The organism is Kosakonia oryzae (genome assembly GCF_001658025.2).
GTDB classification, from domain to species: domain Bacteria; phylum Pseudomonadota; class Gammaproteobacteria; order Enterobacterales; family Enterobacteriaceae; genus Kosakonia; species Kosakonia oryzae.
Map to the genome: position 1 here is coordinate 1,970,960 of NZ_CP014007.2, position 16,649 is coordinate 1,987,608.

A 16,649-nucleotide genomic window follows, 5' to 3' on the forward strand; every position below is an offset into this window, starting at 1 on the left:
CTCGCTGCGTCATAACGTGCTGTAAAAAAGCAGAAAATGCGCAAAACGGGCTATGCTTATCCTATCTTCGCTGCTTTTAAGGAGTGCCGCTATGCGCCGCGTAAAACTGCTTTGTTGCCTGCTGGCCCTGATCTCAACCCGCGCTGCGCTGGCGGTCAGCTACCCTCTGCCGCCCGAGGGCAGCCGGCTGGTGGGAAGCCCGCAAATCATCACTATCGAGCAGGGCAATACGTTGCCGCTGGAAGCCTTTGCCGCGAAATACGGACAGGGGCTGAGCAATTTGCTGGAAGCGAATCCCGATGCTGATCCGTTCCTACCGAAAGCGGGTTCACAGCTGATTATTCCGCAGCAGATCATCTTGCCCGATACGGTGCGTGAAGGCATTGTCATCAACGTTGCGGAGATGCGCCTCTACTATTACCCGAAAGAGAGCAACACGGTGGAGATCCTGCCGATTGGCATTGGTCAGGCGGGGCGCGAAACGCCGCGCAACTGGGTTACCGCAGTGGAACGTAAACAAGAGGGGCCGACCTGGACGCCAACGCCAAACACCCGTAAAGCCTATGCTGCCGAGGGGAAAACCTTGCCCGCTTTTGTGCCCGCCGGGCCGGACAACCCGATGGGGCTGTACGCCATTTATATCGGTAAGCTGTATGCCATTCACGGTACTAATGCCAACTTCGGTATCGGTTTACGCGTCAGCCAGGGCTGTATTCGCCTGCGTAATGCGGATATCAAATATCTGTTTGATAACGTTCCGCTCGGGACGCGCGTGCAGGTTATCGATCAACCGGTGAAAATGACCACCGAGCCAGACGGCAGCCGCTGGCTGGAAGTTCACGAACCGCTCTCGCGTAATCGCACGGAATTTGAATCCAGCAATAAAGTTCCGCTACCGGCCACGCCGGTGCTGCATGCGCTGATGAAGGGCGATGAGGTCAATGTCGGCCGGGCGTCTGCCGAGCTTGAACGCCGTTCGGGAATGCCGGTGAATATCAGTAACCAGCCCGGGCAGATCGATAAACAGCGCCTGTAAGCGGCGCTATTTTATTGGCGAAATATCCTGAAAAATAAAATCCACAAAATGAAGTGATTGCGGATTATTGATGTTTTTATTTTTGGGGAATAGTGATTTTGTTATTTCCTTTTATTTCAACGCACGGAATGTCAATATTGGGCGCTGCGGACGGACGGTAGGATAGACCTTCATATCCTGATTATTCATGTTCCGGCAGCAGGGCAATAAAATAATGAGAACTCCGGCAGTAAATAAACAAGCCATGGCCTTACTGGCTTCTCTGGCATTAACCAGTTGCGCCACCTCTGAAGGGCTGCACACGCACAATAAAATATTAAATCCGGATTCGCTGGCGGCGAAAAATACGCTGTCGCAGGTCACGTTAAGCCCGGCAAACTGGCCCAAAGGCAACTGGTGGGCGCGTTTTAACGATCCGCAACTTGATGTGCTGATCCGCGACGGGCTGGCGTCCAGCCCCAGCCTGCAGGAAGTGAACGCCCGCGCCGACCAGGCCAATGCCACGGTAGTCAGCGCCAGAGCAGAGCAACTGCCTGATATTAATATGGATGCCAGCATTACCCGTTCCCGCGTCGCACGCGTCGATGATCCTTTGCTGGTGGGCAAAACTTACAGCACGCTGCGTACTGCCTCGCTCGGCACCAGCTACACGCTGGATTTATGGGGCGGCAAGAAAGCGGCCTGGCAGGCGGCATTAGGCAAGGCCAAAGCAGCGGAGCTGGATAAACAAGCCGCCGCGCTCAGTTTATCGGCCAATATTGCCCGCGCATGGAATAGTTTAAATGTCGCCTGGAAATTGGAAAAAATAGCGGCCGCCAATGCTGAACGTCTGGCAAAAATAAGTGACATCCAGCGTCAGTTTTATCACGGTGGTATTTCACCGGAATATCAATATAAACAGGCAATGGCTAACGATAAAGATGCGCAGACCGCATTATTACAGGCGCAGGAAAATGTCACCGCAGCGGGAATTAAGTTATCCACGCTGGTCGGCAAGGGACCCGATTATTGGCACCATTTGAAACCGTCTGAGAGCAACCCGGCAATGCAAACGACACTGCCCTCGACGATTCCGGCGGAGTTAGTCGGGCGCAGGCCGGATGTGGTTGCCGCGCGCTGGCGTGTTGAAGCGGCGGAAAAACAGATTAAAGCCACGAAAACCGAGTTCTACCCCAATATCAACCTCGTTGCCGAAGCCGGGACGCGCAATCTTCTCGGCGATGCGTTTGTCGGCGCGCCGAGCCGGTTTTTCAATGTCGGGCCAACGCTTTCACTGCCGATTTTCGACGGCGGAAAACGGCGGGCGGATTTGGCAGGCAGCAACGCAGAGTGGGATCTGGCGGTCGCTCACTATAACAGCCTGCTGATTTCCTCACTGGGCGATATCAGCACCTCTATTGTGAATCTGAAATCGCTGGAGCAGCAGATTGCACAAACGGAAGCTGCCGATAAACTCGCGCACAGCGCGTGGGACGACGTTTCCGCCCAGTTTAAAGCCGGATTGCGACCGTGGCTGGACGTCCTCTCATTGCAGGATCAACTGCTGGCGTCAGATCGCAGCGTCGCACAGTTGCAAGCCGATATGATGGACCAGAATATTTTGCTGATTGAACAGCTTGGCGGTGGATTAATTGTCCAGCCCGCAGCGGCCATCAATTAATTTGATGCTTAATGTTAAATAAATGATATTTATTTGTATCAGATAGTGCGTAGAGTAGGGGGAGTCAAAGGCAGGATAAGCGGCACATATATCGATATGCGACGTAAATATATTCCGCCTGCCACGTTTTCCTAAAAGGACCCCCGAAGCCATGAAAAAGATCGGATTTTTGACCTTTGGTCACTGGACGCCTTCAGCGCAATCCGCCACTCGCTCAGCCGCTGATGCACTGTTGCAATCCATCGATCTGGCGGTTGCCGCTGAAGAGCTGGGCGCGGACGGCGCCTATTTCCGCGTCCACCATTTTGCTCGTCAGCTCAGTTCTCCTTTCCCGCTGCTGGCGGCCATCGGTGCCAAAACCCGTAATATCGAGATCGGCACCGGTGTTATTGATATGCGCTATGAAAACCCGCTCTATATGGCCGAAGACGCAGGCGCGGCGGATCTCATTTCCGGCGGTCGCCTGCAATTGGGGATCAGCCGGGGGTCGCCGGAGCAGGTGATTGATGGCTGGCGCTATTTCGGTTATCAACCCGCCGAAGGCGAAAGCGAGGCCGACATGGCGCGTCATCGCACTGAAACGCTGCTGGAGATCCTGAAGGGGGAAGAGTTCGCCACGCCAAATCCGCAGCCGATGTTTCCGAATCCGCCGGGGCTTTTACGTCTGGAACCCTATTCTGCGGGCCTGCGCGAACGCGTCTGGTGGGGAGCAGGTTCGAATGCAACTGCGGTCTGGGCAGCAAAACTGGGGATGAATTTGCAAAGCTCGACGCTGAAAGATGATGAAACCGGCGAGCCGTTCCACATTCAGCAGGCGCAGCAGATCCGCGCGTATCGTGCGGCCTGGGCGGAAGCAGGGCACCAGCGTACGCCGCGTGTTTCCGTTAGCCGCAGCATTTTTGCGTTGATGGACGATCGCGACCGTGCTTATTTCGGCAGCAGCCGCAACGATCAGGACAAAGTGGGTTTCCTTGATGAGAAAACCCGCGCGATTTTTGGCCGTAGCTACGCGGCAGAGCCGGAAAAACTGGTTGAAATGCTGAAACAGGACGAGGCGATTGCCGAAGCCGATACCTTATTGTTGACCGTGCCGAATCAGTTGGGCGTTGATTATAACGTGCATGTTATCGAATCGATCCTTAAACATGTGGCCCCGGCTATGGGCTGGCGCGATTAATATGAAAAAACAGGCGTGAAATATTGCGTGAGTTCACAAAATAACGCGACGGAGTGATTCGTCGCTTGTCAGTGAAATAAAAGCCAGTATCCTGTCGCAGGACAAACTGGATTGCTACCGTATTATTCTCTGATCAATACGGGCAAAACCTGAATCGTTTTTCTGAGCATTGACTGCCGGGAAAAATGATTCAGGTTTTTTTTTGGAGTTTTGAAATGATATCGGATTTTCCTCAGGAGGCGCGAACGCATAAAAATACCGATGGCCTGTCAGTTCAGGTAAGACGTGAAATGCCCTGATAGTCGTTACGGGATATTTCACGAACGGCTCTGATTTCCGCAATGGATGATTTTAGCGATGCGCCGTTTGCGGAAAATAACCAGCCGTTCATTTTACTGGTTCAGATAATTAATTACCCGATGTCGATTCAGTTCATCAGGCGGAGTTGTCTTGCCTGAATATCTATCCAGCTCGTGTTAACCAACCCATTTATTACCAGGGGTAACAGGAACAAAAAGATGATAAATAAAAAGCATCAACTGAAATGGATTGCTCTCTTAATATCCTCTGCGCTGTTTTCCGCCAGCGCTGCCGCTGCAAAACTCACTATTGAACAGCGTCTGGAATTACTGGAAAAAGCACTGGCGGAAAACCAACAGGAATTACAGGCCACGAAACAAGAGCTGCGGCACTATAAAGCCCGCTTCGACAGGCAGCCGGATACTGCCCGTGAAACGAACGCTGTCGCCAGTAATACACCCGCCGATAAAACGCCTGCGGCGATCGGCCCTACGCCAGCGCATTCTGCCGTGGTTACCGGCGCGACACCGGCACAAGAGATGACGCTGGCGGACATCAGTAAATATGTGAAAAACGATCTCGGCTTCAGTTATACCGGCTACTTTCGCTCCGGCTGGTCGACCGGAACGCGCGGTGCGCCGAAGTCTTACGCCATTGGTTCTCTGGGGCGATTCGGCCAGGAAAACAGCGCCTGGTTCGACCTGCAATTGTCGCAGAAAGTCTACGATGCCGGCGGCAAGGTGGCAAAAGCCGTGGTCATGCTGGATGGCAACGTTGGCCAGCAATACAGCGCGGGCTGGTTCGACAGCACTTCGGAAAATCTCCTGCAATTCTCGGATATCTACCTGACAATCAAAGGGTTCCTGCCGTTTGCGCCGGAAGCGGATTTTTGGGTCGGTAAACATAACCTGCCGGTATATGAAATTCAGATGCTGGACTGGAAAAGCCATCGCACGAACGCCGGTTCCGGCCTCGGCATCGAGAACTGGCAGCTTGGCCCCGGCAAGCTGAATGTGGCCGTTACGCGAGAAGATGTTAACGCCCACGCGGTCGATTATGCGACCTCAGGCGCTACGCAGCAGGTTAACGCCAACAGCGCAGAGGTGCGCTATAAAGATATTCCGCTGTGGGAGAAAGCCACGCTGGAAGTGTTTGCGCGCTATGCGATGCCTAATGAAACCGACAGCAATCATAAAAATGAAGATAACGGCAGCTATTACAGCGTCAAAGATGCCTGGCATGGCGGTTTAATTCTGCGGCATAAGTTTAACGACGGCGGATTTAACGAATTAACGCTCCAGGGCGCGGATAATTCCATCGCCAGCGGTTTTGCCTTAATTTCAGATTCCAACCCGACGTACGGTTATAACGATCAGTATTATGGCGAGCATAGTTACGGCAAAGCCTTCCGCGTGATTTCTCAAGGCGAGAACTATTTACGCCCAGATGTGATTATGGCCCATGCGCTGGTCTATGCGCACGGTAATGATATTTATGACTACAATACCGGTGCGCATACTGATTTTAATTCCGTTCGTGCGGTAGTTCGCCCGGCGTATATCTGGGATAACTTTAATCAAACTGGCGTGGAGCTTGCCTGGTTCGATCAGAAAAATAAGACCGGCGGCAATGAATATCATGAATCCGGTTATAAAACCACGATCTATCATGCGCTGAAAGTGGATACCAGCCTGTTGACCTCTCGCCCGGAAATTCGTTTCTATGGGACGTATCTGAAGGTGAACGATAATGGCATCAGCCAGTTTGAATTTGCCGATGCGAAAAGCGACCAGTTTACCGTCGGCGTCCAGGCGGAAGTGTGGTGGTAATAACTTAAACATTCAGAGCCTGCGCATAGCAGGCTTTTATATTATCGGCCGGGCGATGTATCGGCGCTGTGGATATGGTATTCCCGCTCATCTTTTACGGCGTGCAGAAATACGTCGCGGTTTTTCCCGGAGCGAACGGAGATAAGCCATGCCGCCTGTTCTGTTTGCAGGCTTAAAACATGCGCCAGCCATAGTCAGCAATAACCGGCTTGCGATCATTTAAACATGTTTAAGCATATGATCGAGAAAGGCGCGTACCGCGGGATTAGAACGACGGCTTTCATGCCAGACAGCCGAAATATTGCCTCGCTCGACCGCAAAACCTGCCAGTACGGGCACTAACTTTTTATCCCTCACCAGGGAAGCCACCATAAAGTTCGCGGCCATGCCTATTCCGGCCCCGGCAGCAACAGCGGCGATGACGGCTTCGCTTGCATCAACAATGACCGCTGACGAAGGCACAATCTCAATTTCTCGCTCTCCGACGCGGAACGGCCAGCGAAAAAGTTGCCCCGTATTCTGGTAACGCAGATTAATTGTTTGATGCCCGACTAAGCCATTGGGATGTTCCGGAGGTGCGCAACGGGCTAAATATTCAGGCGAGGCATAACAACCTATCTGATAGGGCGGGAGGTGACGCGACAGGAGGCTGGAATCCGCAAGCTCACCCATTCGAATGGCAATATCAATATGCTCATCAACAAGGTTTACCATCTGGTCGCTTAAGCGCAGGTCAATCTTCACTTTGGGGTAAAGCGCGCAAAATTGTGGCAGAACGGGGGCAATTAAATGAATGCCAATGGGTAACGACGCCGCGATGCGCAATGTACCTGCGGGTTCCGCGCGCGTGCGTTTGGCTACCTGTTCGATCTCTTCCGCATCCCGTAACAACCGCAACGCCCGTTCGTGCAGTTCACGGCCTTCGGCAGTTAAAACCAGCGAACGCGTCGTTCGCGTGAACAGGGTGATACCGAGGTGCTTCTCCAGCCGCTGAATACTCTTACTGATGGCGGAAGGCGAAACGGAAAGCGAGCGGGCAGCCGCAGTATAGCTGCCCAGCGCGCCAGCACGAGCGAATGCAATGAGACCGGTGAGTCTTTCAAAAGCCATTTGTTCCTTCATGGCATAATTAAAGCGAAATTCAGCCTCATTATCAATCCGGAATATTCGTCGTATGCTCTGACACCTGAGCACTTTTAGAGCGAGATTGTGATGACTGAAATGATGAAAGCAGTACAACTCCATGCGTTTGGCGGGCCGGAAAACCTGCTGTATGAAGAGACCCCCAGGCCGGTAGCGGGCAGCGACGAGGTTCTTGTGCATGTGCAGGCCGCCAGCCTTAACCCACCAGACTGGTATCTGCGTGACGGCTATCGCGCACTGCCGCCTGAATGGTGGCCGGAGCCCAAATTTCCACTCATTTTGGGGACGGACGTATCAGGCGTCGTCGCTGCGGTCGGTAAAAATGTGACCGGGTTCAGCACGGGTGATGAGGTCTATTCGATGGTGCGCTTTCCGCAAAAGTTAATGGAGGGCAGTGGCGGCTACGCGCAATATGTCAGCGTTCCTTCATCCGAGCTGGCATTAAAACCCCAGGGAATTGACCATGTTCAGGCGGCGGGAGCGCCGATGTCACTCCTCACGGCCTGGCAGTTTCTTGTCGAAACGGGGCATGACGCAGCGAATCCTTTCCAGGCTTTTCCTCATAAAGCCGTGCCATTAAAGGGCCGGACCGTGCTGATCAATGGTGCCGGGGGCGGTGTGGGGCATCTTGCGGTGCAGATCGCCCGCTGGAAAGGGGCGCGGGTTATTGCCGTGGCCTCTTCCCGCAATGAGGCGCTGTTACGCGATCTGGGGGCGGATGAGTTTATCGATTACACCAAAACAGCACCGGAGAGCGTAGTAAGCAATGTTGATCTGGTGCTTGATGCGGTGGGTGGCGCAAATATGGAGCGCTTTCTGCGCTGTATAAAGCCCGGCGGTGCGTTATTTCTGGTTAATCCTCTGGGGTTTTCTGCATGGAGTGAGGCCGCCAAAAAAGATATTACGGTGTCATCAACGCAAGTTCGCTCCAGTGGCACGCAGTTATCAGAAGCCGCTCGTCTGCTGGAAAAAGGCGTTATCCGGGTGGTTATTGATAGCACCTGGCCGTTAGCCATGGCATCGGCTGCCCATCAGCGTGCTGCACAAGGAAGTATTCAGGGCAAAATTGTGCTGACAAACTGTTAATCACTTCCCCGATTTGCCCGGCATGGCGATCGGGAGAAGGCAGAAAAAGGAAAGCGTTATGCTCATCGTCTCCGGCTATATCCATATTGAACCCGCGTGCTTACCGCAATTTATGGGCGATATAAAATTACTGGCTCAACGCGTGCGAAAAGGTGAAGGCAACCTCTCGTATGATGCCGCTGTCGATGACCCTGTGACCGGAAGCGTGCTGATATCTGAACGCTGGCAAAATCAGGAGGCACTGACAGCGCATCTTGCGGCAACCCACACCCGGGCATTTATCGCCCGTTGGGAAGGGCGAATGACGGGTGAGGTTTTGAAATATGACGCCTTTAACGAAAGAGGGCTGTTGGATGTGTAATAGCGGTTGCGTTTATTCTGATCGGCGCGTCAGCCCCCTGTTTTTACCGGCCGCTTCGCGCACGAAATCGGCATTAGCGTGCGCTTAGTTTCCGTTCGGCAAAATAGTGCGCAGGCGTACTGCCCATCGTTTTCCTGAACATAGTGATGAACGCATTCACGGATTCATACCCCAATTTAGCCGCCACGTTTTGCACGGATACGCCGCTGGCTAACTCCTGTAGCGCAATAATTAAATGGAGTTGCTGACGCCAGCGCCCAAAGGTCAGCCCCGTTTCACGCAGCATCAATCGCGCCAGCGAACGCTCGCTTATCGCCAGCCGTTTCGCCCACTCTTTAAATGTGCTGCGATCTTCCGGCTGGCTTACCAGCGTATCGGCCATGGTACGTATTTTGGGATTCGCAGAGACAGGCAGGCTCAGTTTCTGCTGCGGCATGGTGGCTAATTCGTCGAGCGTCACCCGGGTGAGCCTGGCAACGTGGCTATCCGCCGGGTAATCAATGCCCTCGCGGGTTAAACGGTCAACTAATTCTTTAATCAACTGCGAGATCGCCAGCGTGCAACACTTCTCCGGGAGTGCTACGGCACCGGGTTCAATGAATAAATAATTAAGATGCGCGTTCCAGGTCGCTTTAGCGCTGTGCGGGATCCCGCCCGGGATCCAGACGGCGCAGTGCGGCGGCACGATCCATATGTCATTTTCTGCGCGACAGATAACAGCGCCATATAGCGCAATAATTAGTTGCCCCTTACGGTGCGTATGCACGGGCACTTCGGCGGCGTAATCAACGAACTCGAGATGACGTGCAACGGCCGGACAGGCTGTGGCGTCAGGATCAAACACTTGCGTGGCATCATTGGTCTTCATCGTGTTGGCAACATTTAGGGATTTTTTGACAGAATAGAGTATTTAAGCGAGTGTGCAAGTCGGTAATAATCCCGGCATGAACAAAATAAACTTCTGTCACTGCCGCTTTTGGCGGGCTGTATCTAACGTGTTCCACCGCGCAGACGTCGTAATGGCTTCATTGACGCTGCAAAATGACGCCAATGCGTTGCTGTATGCCATCAAGAGCTTTGCCGCAGCGATGCTCGCTTATTACATCGCCTTATCGATCGGCCTTGAAAGGCCTTCCTGGGCAATCATTACCGTTTATATTGTTTCGCAGACCTCGGTTGGCGCTTCACTCAGCCGATCCCTTTATCGCCTGGCCGGAACAGTCATTGGTGCTGCGGCGACCGTGTTGATTGTGCCCACGTTTGTGAATATGCCGATCGTGTGCAGCGTGGTGCTGACCGGCTGGATCACTTTCTGCCTTTACTTATCGCTGCTTGAACGCACACCCCGCGCTTACGCTTTTGTTTTAGCGGGTTACACCGCGAGCCTGATTGGTTTTCCTGCGGTAATGCAGCCCGGCGCGATTTTTGACACCGCCATCGTTCGGGTGCAGGAGATCATGATTGGCATCCTCTGCGCGGCACTTCTTCACCGCTATGTGCTGCCAAAACGGATATCCGGGCTGTTCAACAGCAAATTATCGGAAACGCTGCGCTCGGCGCGACAAACGCTTGCCGACGCGTTAGCAGGTAAATCCGATAAGGCGGCAAATAGCCTGCATCTGGCGCTGGCGTTGCAATATCTTCAGGGCGTCAGCCACCACATTCCCTATGACTTCGCCCTCTCCGTACCGATCCGCCACGCCAGAAATGCCCTGCATGACAAGCTGGCCCGATTGTTAATTGTGATCTGCGAATTACGCGATCGCCTGCAGATGATTGAGGCGATGCCGGACGATCTGCACAAGCTGCTGGGTGATGTTCAGAGCTGGCTCGCCTGTCAGGATGAGCGGGAACGAAAAATCACGGCAGAGACGCTAAGACTACGCAGCGAGCAGTTAACGGCGCAGCAGGATCAGCACGCGCTAACGTTGCAAGATGCCATGCAAGCGAGCTTTGCCCGTCATCTGACAGAAGCGATCCTCCTTATACAGCAATGCGAGCGGCTTGCCGGGGCCATCCATCATTCGAAACCCGCGCCAGAGCAGGTGCAAGACCATCCGGTGAAAGGCTACGTTTTCCATCGCGATCATCTTGCGGCTGCACGCACTGCGCTGGGGGCATTCGTGATAATCGTGAGCGGCTGTCTGGTGTGGATTTTCTCAGCCTGGCCTGATGGCGGCACGGCAGTGTCTATCCTTGGCGTCTGCTGCACCTTGTTTGGCAGTTTCGATGCGCCGGCTCCGCATATTGTGAAATACATTATTGGTTCCTTCTGGGGCGTATTGATAAGCCTGATCTACAGCTTTGCCCTTCTTCCACATGTCACTGAATTCAGTGTGCTGGTCGCGGTGTTTGCACCAGCCTATCTGCTGGCCGGATCGCTCCAGGCGCGGCCGCCCACCACGTTTATGGCTATGGGGATCACCCTCACGCTGCCGGTGTTGTGCGAGTTAGGTCCCCACTACAGCGGAGACTTCGCCGTGGCTGTTAACACCGCCATCGCTTTATTTGCCGCGACAGGTTTTGCCGTGATCGGTATGAGCTTGCTGCAAACCGTGCAGGCAGACGCGGCGATAAACCGTCTGCTGAAGCGTTGCCGTCGCGATATACGACGCTGCGTGAAAGGGACGTTTAAATCCGATGAGACGCACTGGACCAATTTAATGATCGACAGGACCGCCTTGTTACTTCCGCGCTTGCAGCGGAGCAGGCAATCGCCCGCGCAGACGCTTAACCAGATGCTGCACTATCTGCGGATTGGCCTCGGCGTGATGCATTTGCGCCGTGGTTATTCCCCGGTGGGAGGCGATACGGATAAAGCCTTCAATGAGCTGTTTTACCTGCCTGGCAACGCAACAGATGCCGCTATTTTGCGCCAGCGTATTGCCGCAATGATTGGCCTCTGTTTGCCTGCCGGGCAGCAACAATCGCAGCAATTCATTGGCAGGTTGGTTGATTTGTACTGTGCATTGCAGGAGCAGAACGGGGAGCAAGTCGATGATCAATGACATGAATATTGGCGGTGTCTTTTTCCCCGGGCTGCTGATCGTCGCGCTGCTGGCCCTGGTCTTTACCTTGCTGTGCGTGCCGCTTTTCTCTTTCAGCAGGCTTTACCGGCGTTTGCCTTATCGCCCGCTGATGGGGTTCTCAATCTATATCGTTACCTTTTCCCTGCTTATCCAGGGGCTGAATGCGCTGGGGTGGTTATCCGTATGAAATCGTTTCTCTCTCTGTTTGGACGCTACGCGCTGACATTAAGCGCAGTGGCGGTGGCAACACTTCTGGCTTTTATGATGTGGAAACATTATGCGCAAATACCCTGGACCCGCGATGGCCGGGTGCGCGCGGATGTGGTGCAGGTTGCGCCGGAGGTTTCCGGGCCGGTGAGCAGTGTGCAAGTCAAAGATAATCAGTGGGTTAATCGTGGCGATGTGCTCTATACCATCGATCCGCGCTGGTTGAAGCTGGCCGTAGCCAGCGCGCAGGCTGACGTTGAGGCAAAACGCCATGAGATGTTAATGCGCCAGGATGCGGCGACAAGACGTTCGCGCCTCAAGGGCGTGATCGCCAGCGAGGATTTACAGCAAACAGACAGTGCGGCGAACGTTGCGGTGGCGAACTACCATGGCGCGCTGGCCGCGCTGGAACTGGCTCAGCTTAATTTATCCCATGCCACCGTGCGCTCGCCGGTTGCCGGCTATGTCACGCATCTGCGGCTTCGCGCTGGCGACTATGCCACCGCTGGCGAAACAAAAGTGGCCGTCGTCGATGCGAACAGTTTCTGGGTTGTGGGTTATTTCGAGGAGACCAAACTGCGCCATATTCGTGTGGGAAACAGTGCGCAGATAGCGTTGATGGGGTTTGAGCCTGCCATTACCGGCCATGTTGAGAGTATCGGGCACGGGATCGGTGACAGCAATGACGAAACGGGCGGGCTTGGCCTGCCGGACGTGGAACCGACATTTAGCTGGGTGCGGCTCGCGCAGCGTATTCCGGTGCGCATTCATATCGACACCTTACCGGCAGGAATTGATCTGGTGGCTGGGTTGTCCGCGAGCGTGTTGATTACGCCATAACGTTGCTGGTCACTATTGTGCACACTTTGGGTTTAACGCTATGAATCACAGAAAAGAACTTATCATCAACGTAATCGCGTGGATTAATCGCAATATCCAGTCGCCAATGAAAATTGATGATGTCGCAGCCAGATCCGGCTATTCAAAATGGCACTTACAGCGACTGTTTTTTGCGGAAACGGGCCAGAATCTGGGGCAGTTTATCAGGGAGAGAAAGCTAAGTTTAATTGCCGAGCAATTAATTACCTCCAATGAGTCATTAATCAATCTGGCCATGAAATATGGCTTTGATTCTCAGCAATCATTAACCCGGGCGTTTCACAAAAAATATCAACTGCCGCCGCATAAATACAGAAAGACATTTTTCCGCCAGCCTTTTGATGATTTACATACCGACGTAAAACCACGGAAATAATCACCGCCTGATTGTTGGCGTGACTCTTCTGTTGCTGGCTGGTGATTCAGGGATATCCATTTAAAAAGCGGGGCACCTTGCCGAACTAACGCGCCGTTGTACCAGGATAGTGCGTGCTGCACTGACATAATGCGTATTCACCTCGCCATCCTGCCCCTTTAGCCGCTTTCTCTGCGGTTTTTAAAAGCTGGCACATCAATTGCTTTCTCAACGATACCGCATCCTGCATGGCAGGAACAGGCACCGTAGCCTGGCAAGCGGCTTGTGGCGATGAGCCACTCCAGTACATCGATTTCAGGCGAAGAAGCCCTGCCGGCAATGCTGTCGGCGGGGCTTTTTTTTGGAGTAAATCTATGAGCAAGTTAAAAGCATGGTTTCAGGGTCCACAAGATATCACTGAAGCAGAAGCCGTTGAGGATTACGCAGTTGGCCGCGTGCCGTCGCACTATCGCTGGCCAATTCCGGCCATTATTCTGGTGCTGCTCGGCAACTCGACCGCCATGTTCTGGTTCAGCCTTGGCGCGGACATGAGCTATCAGGTCGGCTGGCCCATGTTGCTGCTGCCGATTGGTTATATGGTGGTGTTCGCCACCATCATTGGCTCCTGCATCATGAAGATGGCGAGCAAAGAGGGACTTTCACTCAATCTGATGACGCGCGGGTTGGGATTCGGCTATATGGGATCGGCCTTCACGTCGCTGATTTACGCCGTCAATTTCATCTTCTATTTCCTGTTCGAAGGCACCATTGTTTCTCACGCCATCGCCAACTATGCGGGCGTGCCGGTCAACTCGTTTACCGGCATCGCCATCTTTGCGCTGATGGGGCTGGCCGCCATCTGGTTTGTCTGGAAAGGCATGTCATCCATGCAATTTCTGCAAACCTGGGGCGTTCCCATTTTCATTGTGCTGTTTGGCTTCTGTATCTGGCAATTAACCCACCACTATCCGGCGGTTAGCTTCAGCGGTTGGCAGCCAAAAGGGGAGATCGACAGTAACGCCCTGTGGCTGGTGATGAATATGGCCAACGGGCAGATTGTCTTTCAGGGATTGATGGCTACTGATTACGGTCGTTTTGCCCGTCCGGGTATTAGCCATAAAGGCACTGCCACCATCATGCTGGGGATGCTGATCCCGATTGTGGTGGTTATGCTGTTTGGCGCGTTTATGGCCTACACCTTGATGCCGCATATTCAGGGCGCAGATGTCTGGTCGCTGGCGCTCGATCCGGGCTTCGTCTTCCCGCTGATTATTGGTCTGACCGGCGTGTTATTTGCGGTGATTACCCAGATCCGCATTAACGTGCTCAATCTCTACTCGGGGTCGATTGCACTGTCGAATACCATGGATATGGCGTTTAACTATCGCCCGGGACGTCAGTGGTGGATGTTGCTGGTCTGGTTGCTCGGCGTAGTTTTCTACATCTGCAATATCTTGCAATATACCGGCACTTTCCTCTCCATTACCGGCATTCTCACCAACACCTGGGTGTTTATTATCCTTGCGGATTACTTTATCTGCCGCAAAGTGCTGCACCTTGCGCCATCCGATTTTGTGGAGTTCCGCAAAGAGTATCTGCGGATGTGGAATCCGTCCGGCGTGATTGCGCTGTGCGTTGCGGTTGCCATAGGTGCGGCTGGCGTGTTGGGCCTGTATCCGATGGTGTACGCCTCGTTTATCGCCATGCTGGTTGGCCCGGTGCTGCACGTTGCTATCAGCGTGGCCACTCGCGGCAGCTATTACTTCAAAACCTTCCCTGAGGACATGCAAACCAACTGGAAACCTTCTGATGCTTATCAGGGGCCGAAACCGGTATTTAATCCGTTACTGAGCAAGGAGGCAGAATAATGCGCATCAACGTTGCAACCATCCAGTTTGAACCAACGCAGTTCAGAAAAGAGGAGAACGTCACGCGTCTGCTGGCATTAGCAACCCAGGCCGCGCGTGATGGAGCGCGCTTAATCGTTATGCCGGAAATGGCGACCACCGGCTATTGTTGGCTGGATCGCGCGGAAGTCGCCCCTTATGTAGAAACGGCAGACGGCGCCACCAGCCAGGCATTTGCTGCCGTTGCGCGCGAGTTTAACTGCTTTTTGGTCTTTGGCATGCCGGAGCGGGATCCGGTAACTGACCTTTACTATAACAGCGCCGTTCTGGTCGGGCCGCAGGGGGTGATTGGCGTCCACCGTAAAACGCACCCTTATATCTCGGAACCGAAATGGGCGGCTAACGGCGATAGCGGACATCAGGTCTTTCACACGGAGATCGGCAATATCGCGCTGTTGATCTGCATGGATATTCACTTTATTGAAACTGCCCGGCTGGTTGCGCTGGGCGGCGCGCAAATTATCTGCCACATCAGCAACTGGCTGGCCGAGCGTACGCCTGCGCCTTACTGGCTCACGCGCGGTTGGGAGAACGGCTGCGCGCTGATCGAAAGTAACCGCTGGGGCTGGGAGCGGGGCGTGCAGTTCAGCGGCGGTAGCTGCATTGTGGATAGCCACGGGAATTTGCTGGCCAGTTGTGACAGCGGCGATCGGGTACTCAGCGCTGAATTACCCCTGCCTGAGGAGAATCCGCAACTGAATAAGCGTCGGCCTGAGCTGTATCAGCGTTTGATGACCAACACTTTCCAGTGGAATCCAAAGGACTTTTTTGGCTTATACGGGCGTAACCCACTGCCCGATGGCAAAGCGTCCCGTATTGCGGTGGCACAGTTTCGCCCGCAAAACGATGTTGATGCCAATCTGTCGCAGATTCGCCACTGGGCTGAACAGGCGAAATTGGGCGGCGCAGAACTGCTGGTATTGCCGGAACGCGCGCTGACCGGTGGTGACGGTAGCCGCTACGCGTTGACGCTGGATGATGCGCCTGTACAAGCGCTGATCGCGCTGGCGATGGAACTGGATATCGCGCTGCTTGCGGGGTTCGCCGAGCGGGAAGGGGAGCAGTGCTATAACAGTGCGGTGCTGGTGAGCAGTGGCGGGTTGAGTGCGCACTACCGGCAGATTCATGTCAGCGAACAGGATCGGCAATGGGCCTGCGCAGGCAATCAGTGGGTGACCTGCGATCTGCCCTGCGGGCGGGTCGGTATTTTGCTGGGCGAAGATCTGCTGGTGCCGGAAGCCGCACGGATTCTGGCGCTGGAAGGCTGCGACATCATCGCGTGCCCGGCGCAGCTTGATACACCTGCGCCATTGGCGCACGCGGGCACGGCGATCCCCCATGTCTGGCCGATTCCGCGCGGTGCCGATCCTTACCACTGGCTGCTGCCGCGCGTTCGCGCGGGTGAGAATAATGTCTGGCTGGCTTTTGCCAACTGGCCAGCCGCTGAAGGAGAAAGCGTTGGCCTGAGCGGGGTATTCGGCCCGGATACCTTTGCCTTTCCGCGTAAAGAAGCGAAAGCCACAGGCGCGAAAGGGCTGGCGGTGCTGGATATCTCCACGGGTTCAGCCGGTACCACCTACCCCGATCATGTGGTAAGACGTAAAGACCTGGTGCTGATGCGTCAGCCGCATTACTACACGGCGCTGGTTGCTCAACCACCGCGATGAACCACAGACGCGG

At 54.2% G+C, this 16,649-nt stretch carries 14 protein-coding genes; 12 read left to right on the forward strand and 2 right to left on the reverse strand.

The window, feature by feature from the left end:
* Positions 1-91: 91 nt before the first annotated feature.
* The 4 genes from ldtA to AWR26_RS09395 all read left to right on the forward strand — a co-directional run bounded on the left by ldtA (position 92) and on the right by AWR26_RS09395 (position 6,002).
* Positions 92-1,036 carry a L,D-transpeptidase gene (gene ldtA, locus AWR26_RS09380; RefSeq protein WP_064565251.1) on the forward strand — a complete coding sequence of 315 codons (945 nt, stop codon included), beginning with the start codon at positions 92-94 and terminating at the stop codon, positions 1,034-1,036.
* A 214-nt stretch (positions 1,037-1,250) separates the two neighbouring features.
* Complete coding sequence (locus tag AWR26_RS09385; RefSeq protein WP_064568983.1) at positions 1,251-2,696, forward strand: efflux transporter outer membrane subunit; 1,446 nt, start codon at positions 1,251-1,253, stop codon at positions 2,694-2,696.
* Between the two features lie 151 nt (positions 2,697-2,847).
* Positions 2,848-3,873 carry an LLM class flavin-dependent oxidoreductase gene (locus AWR26_RS09390; RefSeq protein WP_064565253.1) on the forward strand — a complete coding sequence of 342 codons (1,026 nt, stop codon included), beginning with the start codon at positions 2,848-2,850 and terminating at the stop codon, positions 3,871-3,873.
* Between the two features lie 518 nt (positions 3,874-4,391).
* Positions 4,392-6,002: a carbohydrate porin gene (locus AWR26_RS09395; protein ID WP_082934089.1), complete on the forward strand. Its 1,611-nt coding sequence runs from the start codon at positions 4,392-4,394 to the stop codon at positions 6,000-6,002.
* Positions 6,003-6,221: 219 nt separating this feature from the next.
* Here AWR26_RS09395 and AWR26_RS09400 read toward each other — a convergent pair whose 3' ends face one another.
* On the reverse strand, positions 6,222-7,124 hold the full coding sequence (locus AWR26_RS09400) for a LysR family transcriptional regulator (RefSeq protein WP_064565255.1): 903 nt from the start codon (positions 7,122-7,124) through the stop codon (positions 6,222-6,224).
* 90 nt (positions 7,125-7,214) lie between these two features.
* Between AWR26_RS09400 and AWR26_RS09405 the strand changes: the two genes are divergently transcribed.
* Both AWR26_RS09405 and AWR26_RS09410 read left to right on the forward strand, forming a co-directional pair.
* Positions 7,215-8,231 (forward strand): NADP-dependent oxidoreductase, encoded by a 1,017-nt coding sequence (locus tag AWR26_RS09405; RefSeq protein ID WP_064565257.1) that lies wholly within the window; start codon positions 7,215-7,217, stop codon positions 8,229-8,231.
* Between the two features lie 58 nt (positions 8,232-8,289).
* On the forward strand, positions 8,290-8,592 hold the full coding sequence (locus AWR26_RS09410; RefSeq protein WP_064565259.1) for a putative quinol monooxygenase: 303 nt from the start codon (positions 8,290-8,292) through the stop codon (positions 8,590-8,592).
* A 73-nt stretch (positions 8,593-8,665) separates the two neighbouring features.
* Here AWR26_RS09410 and AWR26_RS09415 read toward each other — a convergent pair whose 3' ends face one another.
* A complete protein-coding gene (locus AWR26_RS09415; RefSeq protein ID WP_064565261.1) occupies positions 8,666-9,460 on the reverse strand; it encodes an AraC family transcriptional regulator in 795 nt (264 codons plus the stop codon).
* A gap of 76 nt (positions 9,461-9,536) precedes the next feature.
* On the opposite strand from AWR26_RS09415, the gene AWR26_RS09420 reads away from it, so the two are divergent.
* From AWR26_RS09420 to AWR26_RS09445, 6 genes are all read left to right on the forward strand, one after another.
* Positions 9,537-11,600: an FUSC family protein gene (locus AWR26_RS09420; RefSeq protein ID WP_064565263.1), complete on the forward strand. Its 2,064-nt coding sequence runs from the start codon at positions 9,537-9,539 to the stop codon at positions 11,598-11,600.
* Positions 11,590-11,808, forward strand: a complete 219-nt coding sequence (locus tag AWR26_RS09425; protein WP_064565265.1) for a DUF1656 domain-containing protein — start codon at positions 11,590-11,592, stop codon at positions 11,806-11,808. Before AWR26_RS09420 ends, AWR26_RS09425 begins: the two co-directional genes overlap by 11 nt.
* Positions 11,805-12,668, forward strand: coding sequence for an efflux RND transporter periplasmic adaptor subunit (locus AWR26_RS09430; RefSeq protein ID WP_064565267.1), 864 nt, complete (start codon positions 11,805-11,807; stop codon positions 12,666-12,668). Before AWR26_RS09425 ends, AWR26_RS09430 begins: the two co-directional genes overlap by 4 nt.
* A gap of 40 nt (positions 12,669-12,708) precedes the next feature.
* Positions 12,709-13,083, forward strand: coding sequence for a helix-turn-helix domain-containing protein (locus AWR26_RS09435; protein ID WP_064565269.1), 375 nt, complete (start codon positions 12,709-12,711; stop codon positions 13,081-13,083).
* 353 nt (positions 13,084-13,436) lie between these two features.
* Positions 13,437-14,930 carry a purine-cytosine permease family protein gene (locus AWR26_RS09440; protein WP_064565271.1) on the forward strand — a complete coding sequence of 498 codons (1,494 nt, stop codon included), beginning with the start codon at positions 13,437-13,439 and terminating at the stop codon, positions 14,928-14,930.
* Complete coding sequence (locus tag AWR26_RS09445; protein ID WP_064565273.1) at positions 14,930-16,636, forward strand: nitrilase-related carbon-nitrogen hydrolase; 1,707 nt, start codon at positions 14,930-14,932, stop codon at positions 16,634-16,636. The genes AWR26_RS09440 and AWR26_RS09445 overlap by 1 nt, the downstream gene beginning before the upstream one ends.
* Positions 16,637-16,649 lie beyond the last annotated feature (13 nt).

Excerpts from the sequence above, each read along its gene's own strand:
- AWR26_RS09395 (WP_082934089.1), top strand. The coding sequence starts at position 4,392 with ATGATAAATAAAAAGCATCAACTGAAATGGATTGCTCTCTTAATATCC.
- AWR26_RS09420 (WP_064565263.1), top strand. The coding sequence starts at position 9,537 with ATGAACAAAATAAACTTCTGTCACTGCCGCTTTTGGCGGGCTGTATCT.
- AWR26_RS09435 (WP_064565269.1), top strand. The coding sequence starts at position 12,709 with ATGAATCACAGAAAAGAACTTATCATCAACGTAATCGCGTGGATTAAT.
- AWR26_RS09440 (WP_064565271.1), top strand. The coding sequence starts at position 13,437 with ATGAGCAAGTTAAAAGCATGGTTTCAGGGTCCACAAGATATCACTGAA.
- AWR26_RS09410 (WP_064565259.1), top strand. The coding sequence starts at position 8,290 with ATGCTCATCGTCTCCGGCTATATCCATATTGAACCCGCGTGCTTACCG.
- AWR26_RS09400 (WP_064565255.1), bottom strand. The coding sequence starts at position 7,124 with ATGAAGGAACAAATGGCTTTTGAAAGACTCACCGGTCTCATTGCATTC.
- AWR26_RS09445 (WP_064565273.1), top strand. The coding sequence starts at position 14,930 with ATGCGCATCAACGTTGCAACCATCCAGTTTGAACCAACGCAGTTCAGA.
- AWR26_RS09390 (WP_064565253.1), top strand. The coding sequence starts at position 2,848 with ATGAAAAAGATCGGATTTTTGACCTTTGGTCACTGGACGCCTTCAGCG.
- ldtA (WP_064565251.1), top strand. The coding sequence starts at position 92 with ATGCGCCGCGTAAAACTGCTTTGTTGCCTGCTGGCCCTGATCTCAACC.
- AWR26_RS09415 (WP_064565261.1), bottom strand. The coding sequence starts at position 9,460 with ATGAAGACCAATGATGCCACGCAAGTGTTTGATCCTGACGCCACAGCC.
- AWR26_RS09425 (WP_064565265.1), top strand. The coding sequence starts at position 11,590 with ATGATCAATGACATGAATATTGGCGGTGTCTTTTTCCCCGGGCTGCTG.
- AWR26_RS09430 (WP_064565267.1), top strand. The coding sequence starts at position 11,805 with ATGAAATCGTTTCTCTCTCTGTTTGGACGCTACGCGCTGACATTAAGC.
- AWR26_RS09385 (WP_064568983.1), top strand. The coding sequence starts at position 1,251 with ATGAGAACTCCGGCAGTAAATAAACAAGCCATGGCCTTACTGGCTTCT.
- AWR26_RS09405 (WP_064565257.1), top strand. The coding sequence starts at position 7,215 with ATGACTGAAATGATGAAAGCAGTACAACTCCATGCGTTTGGCGGGCCG.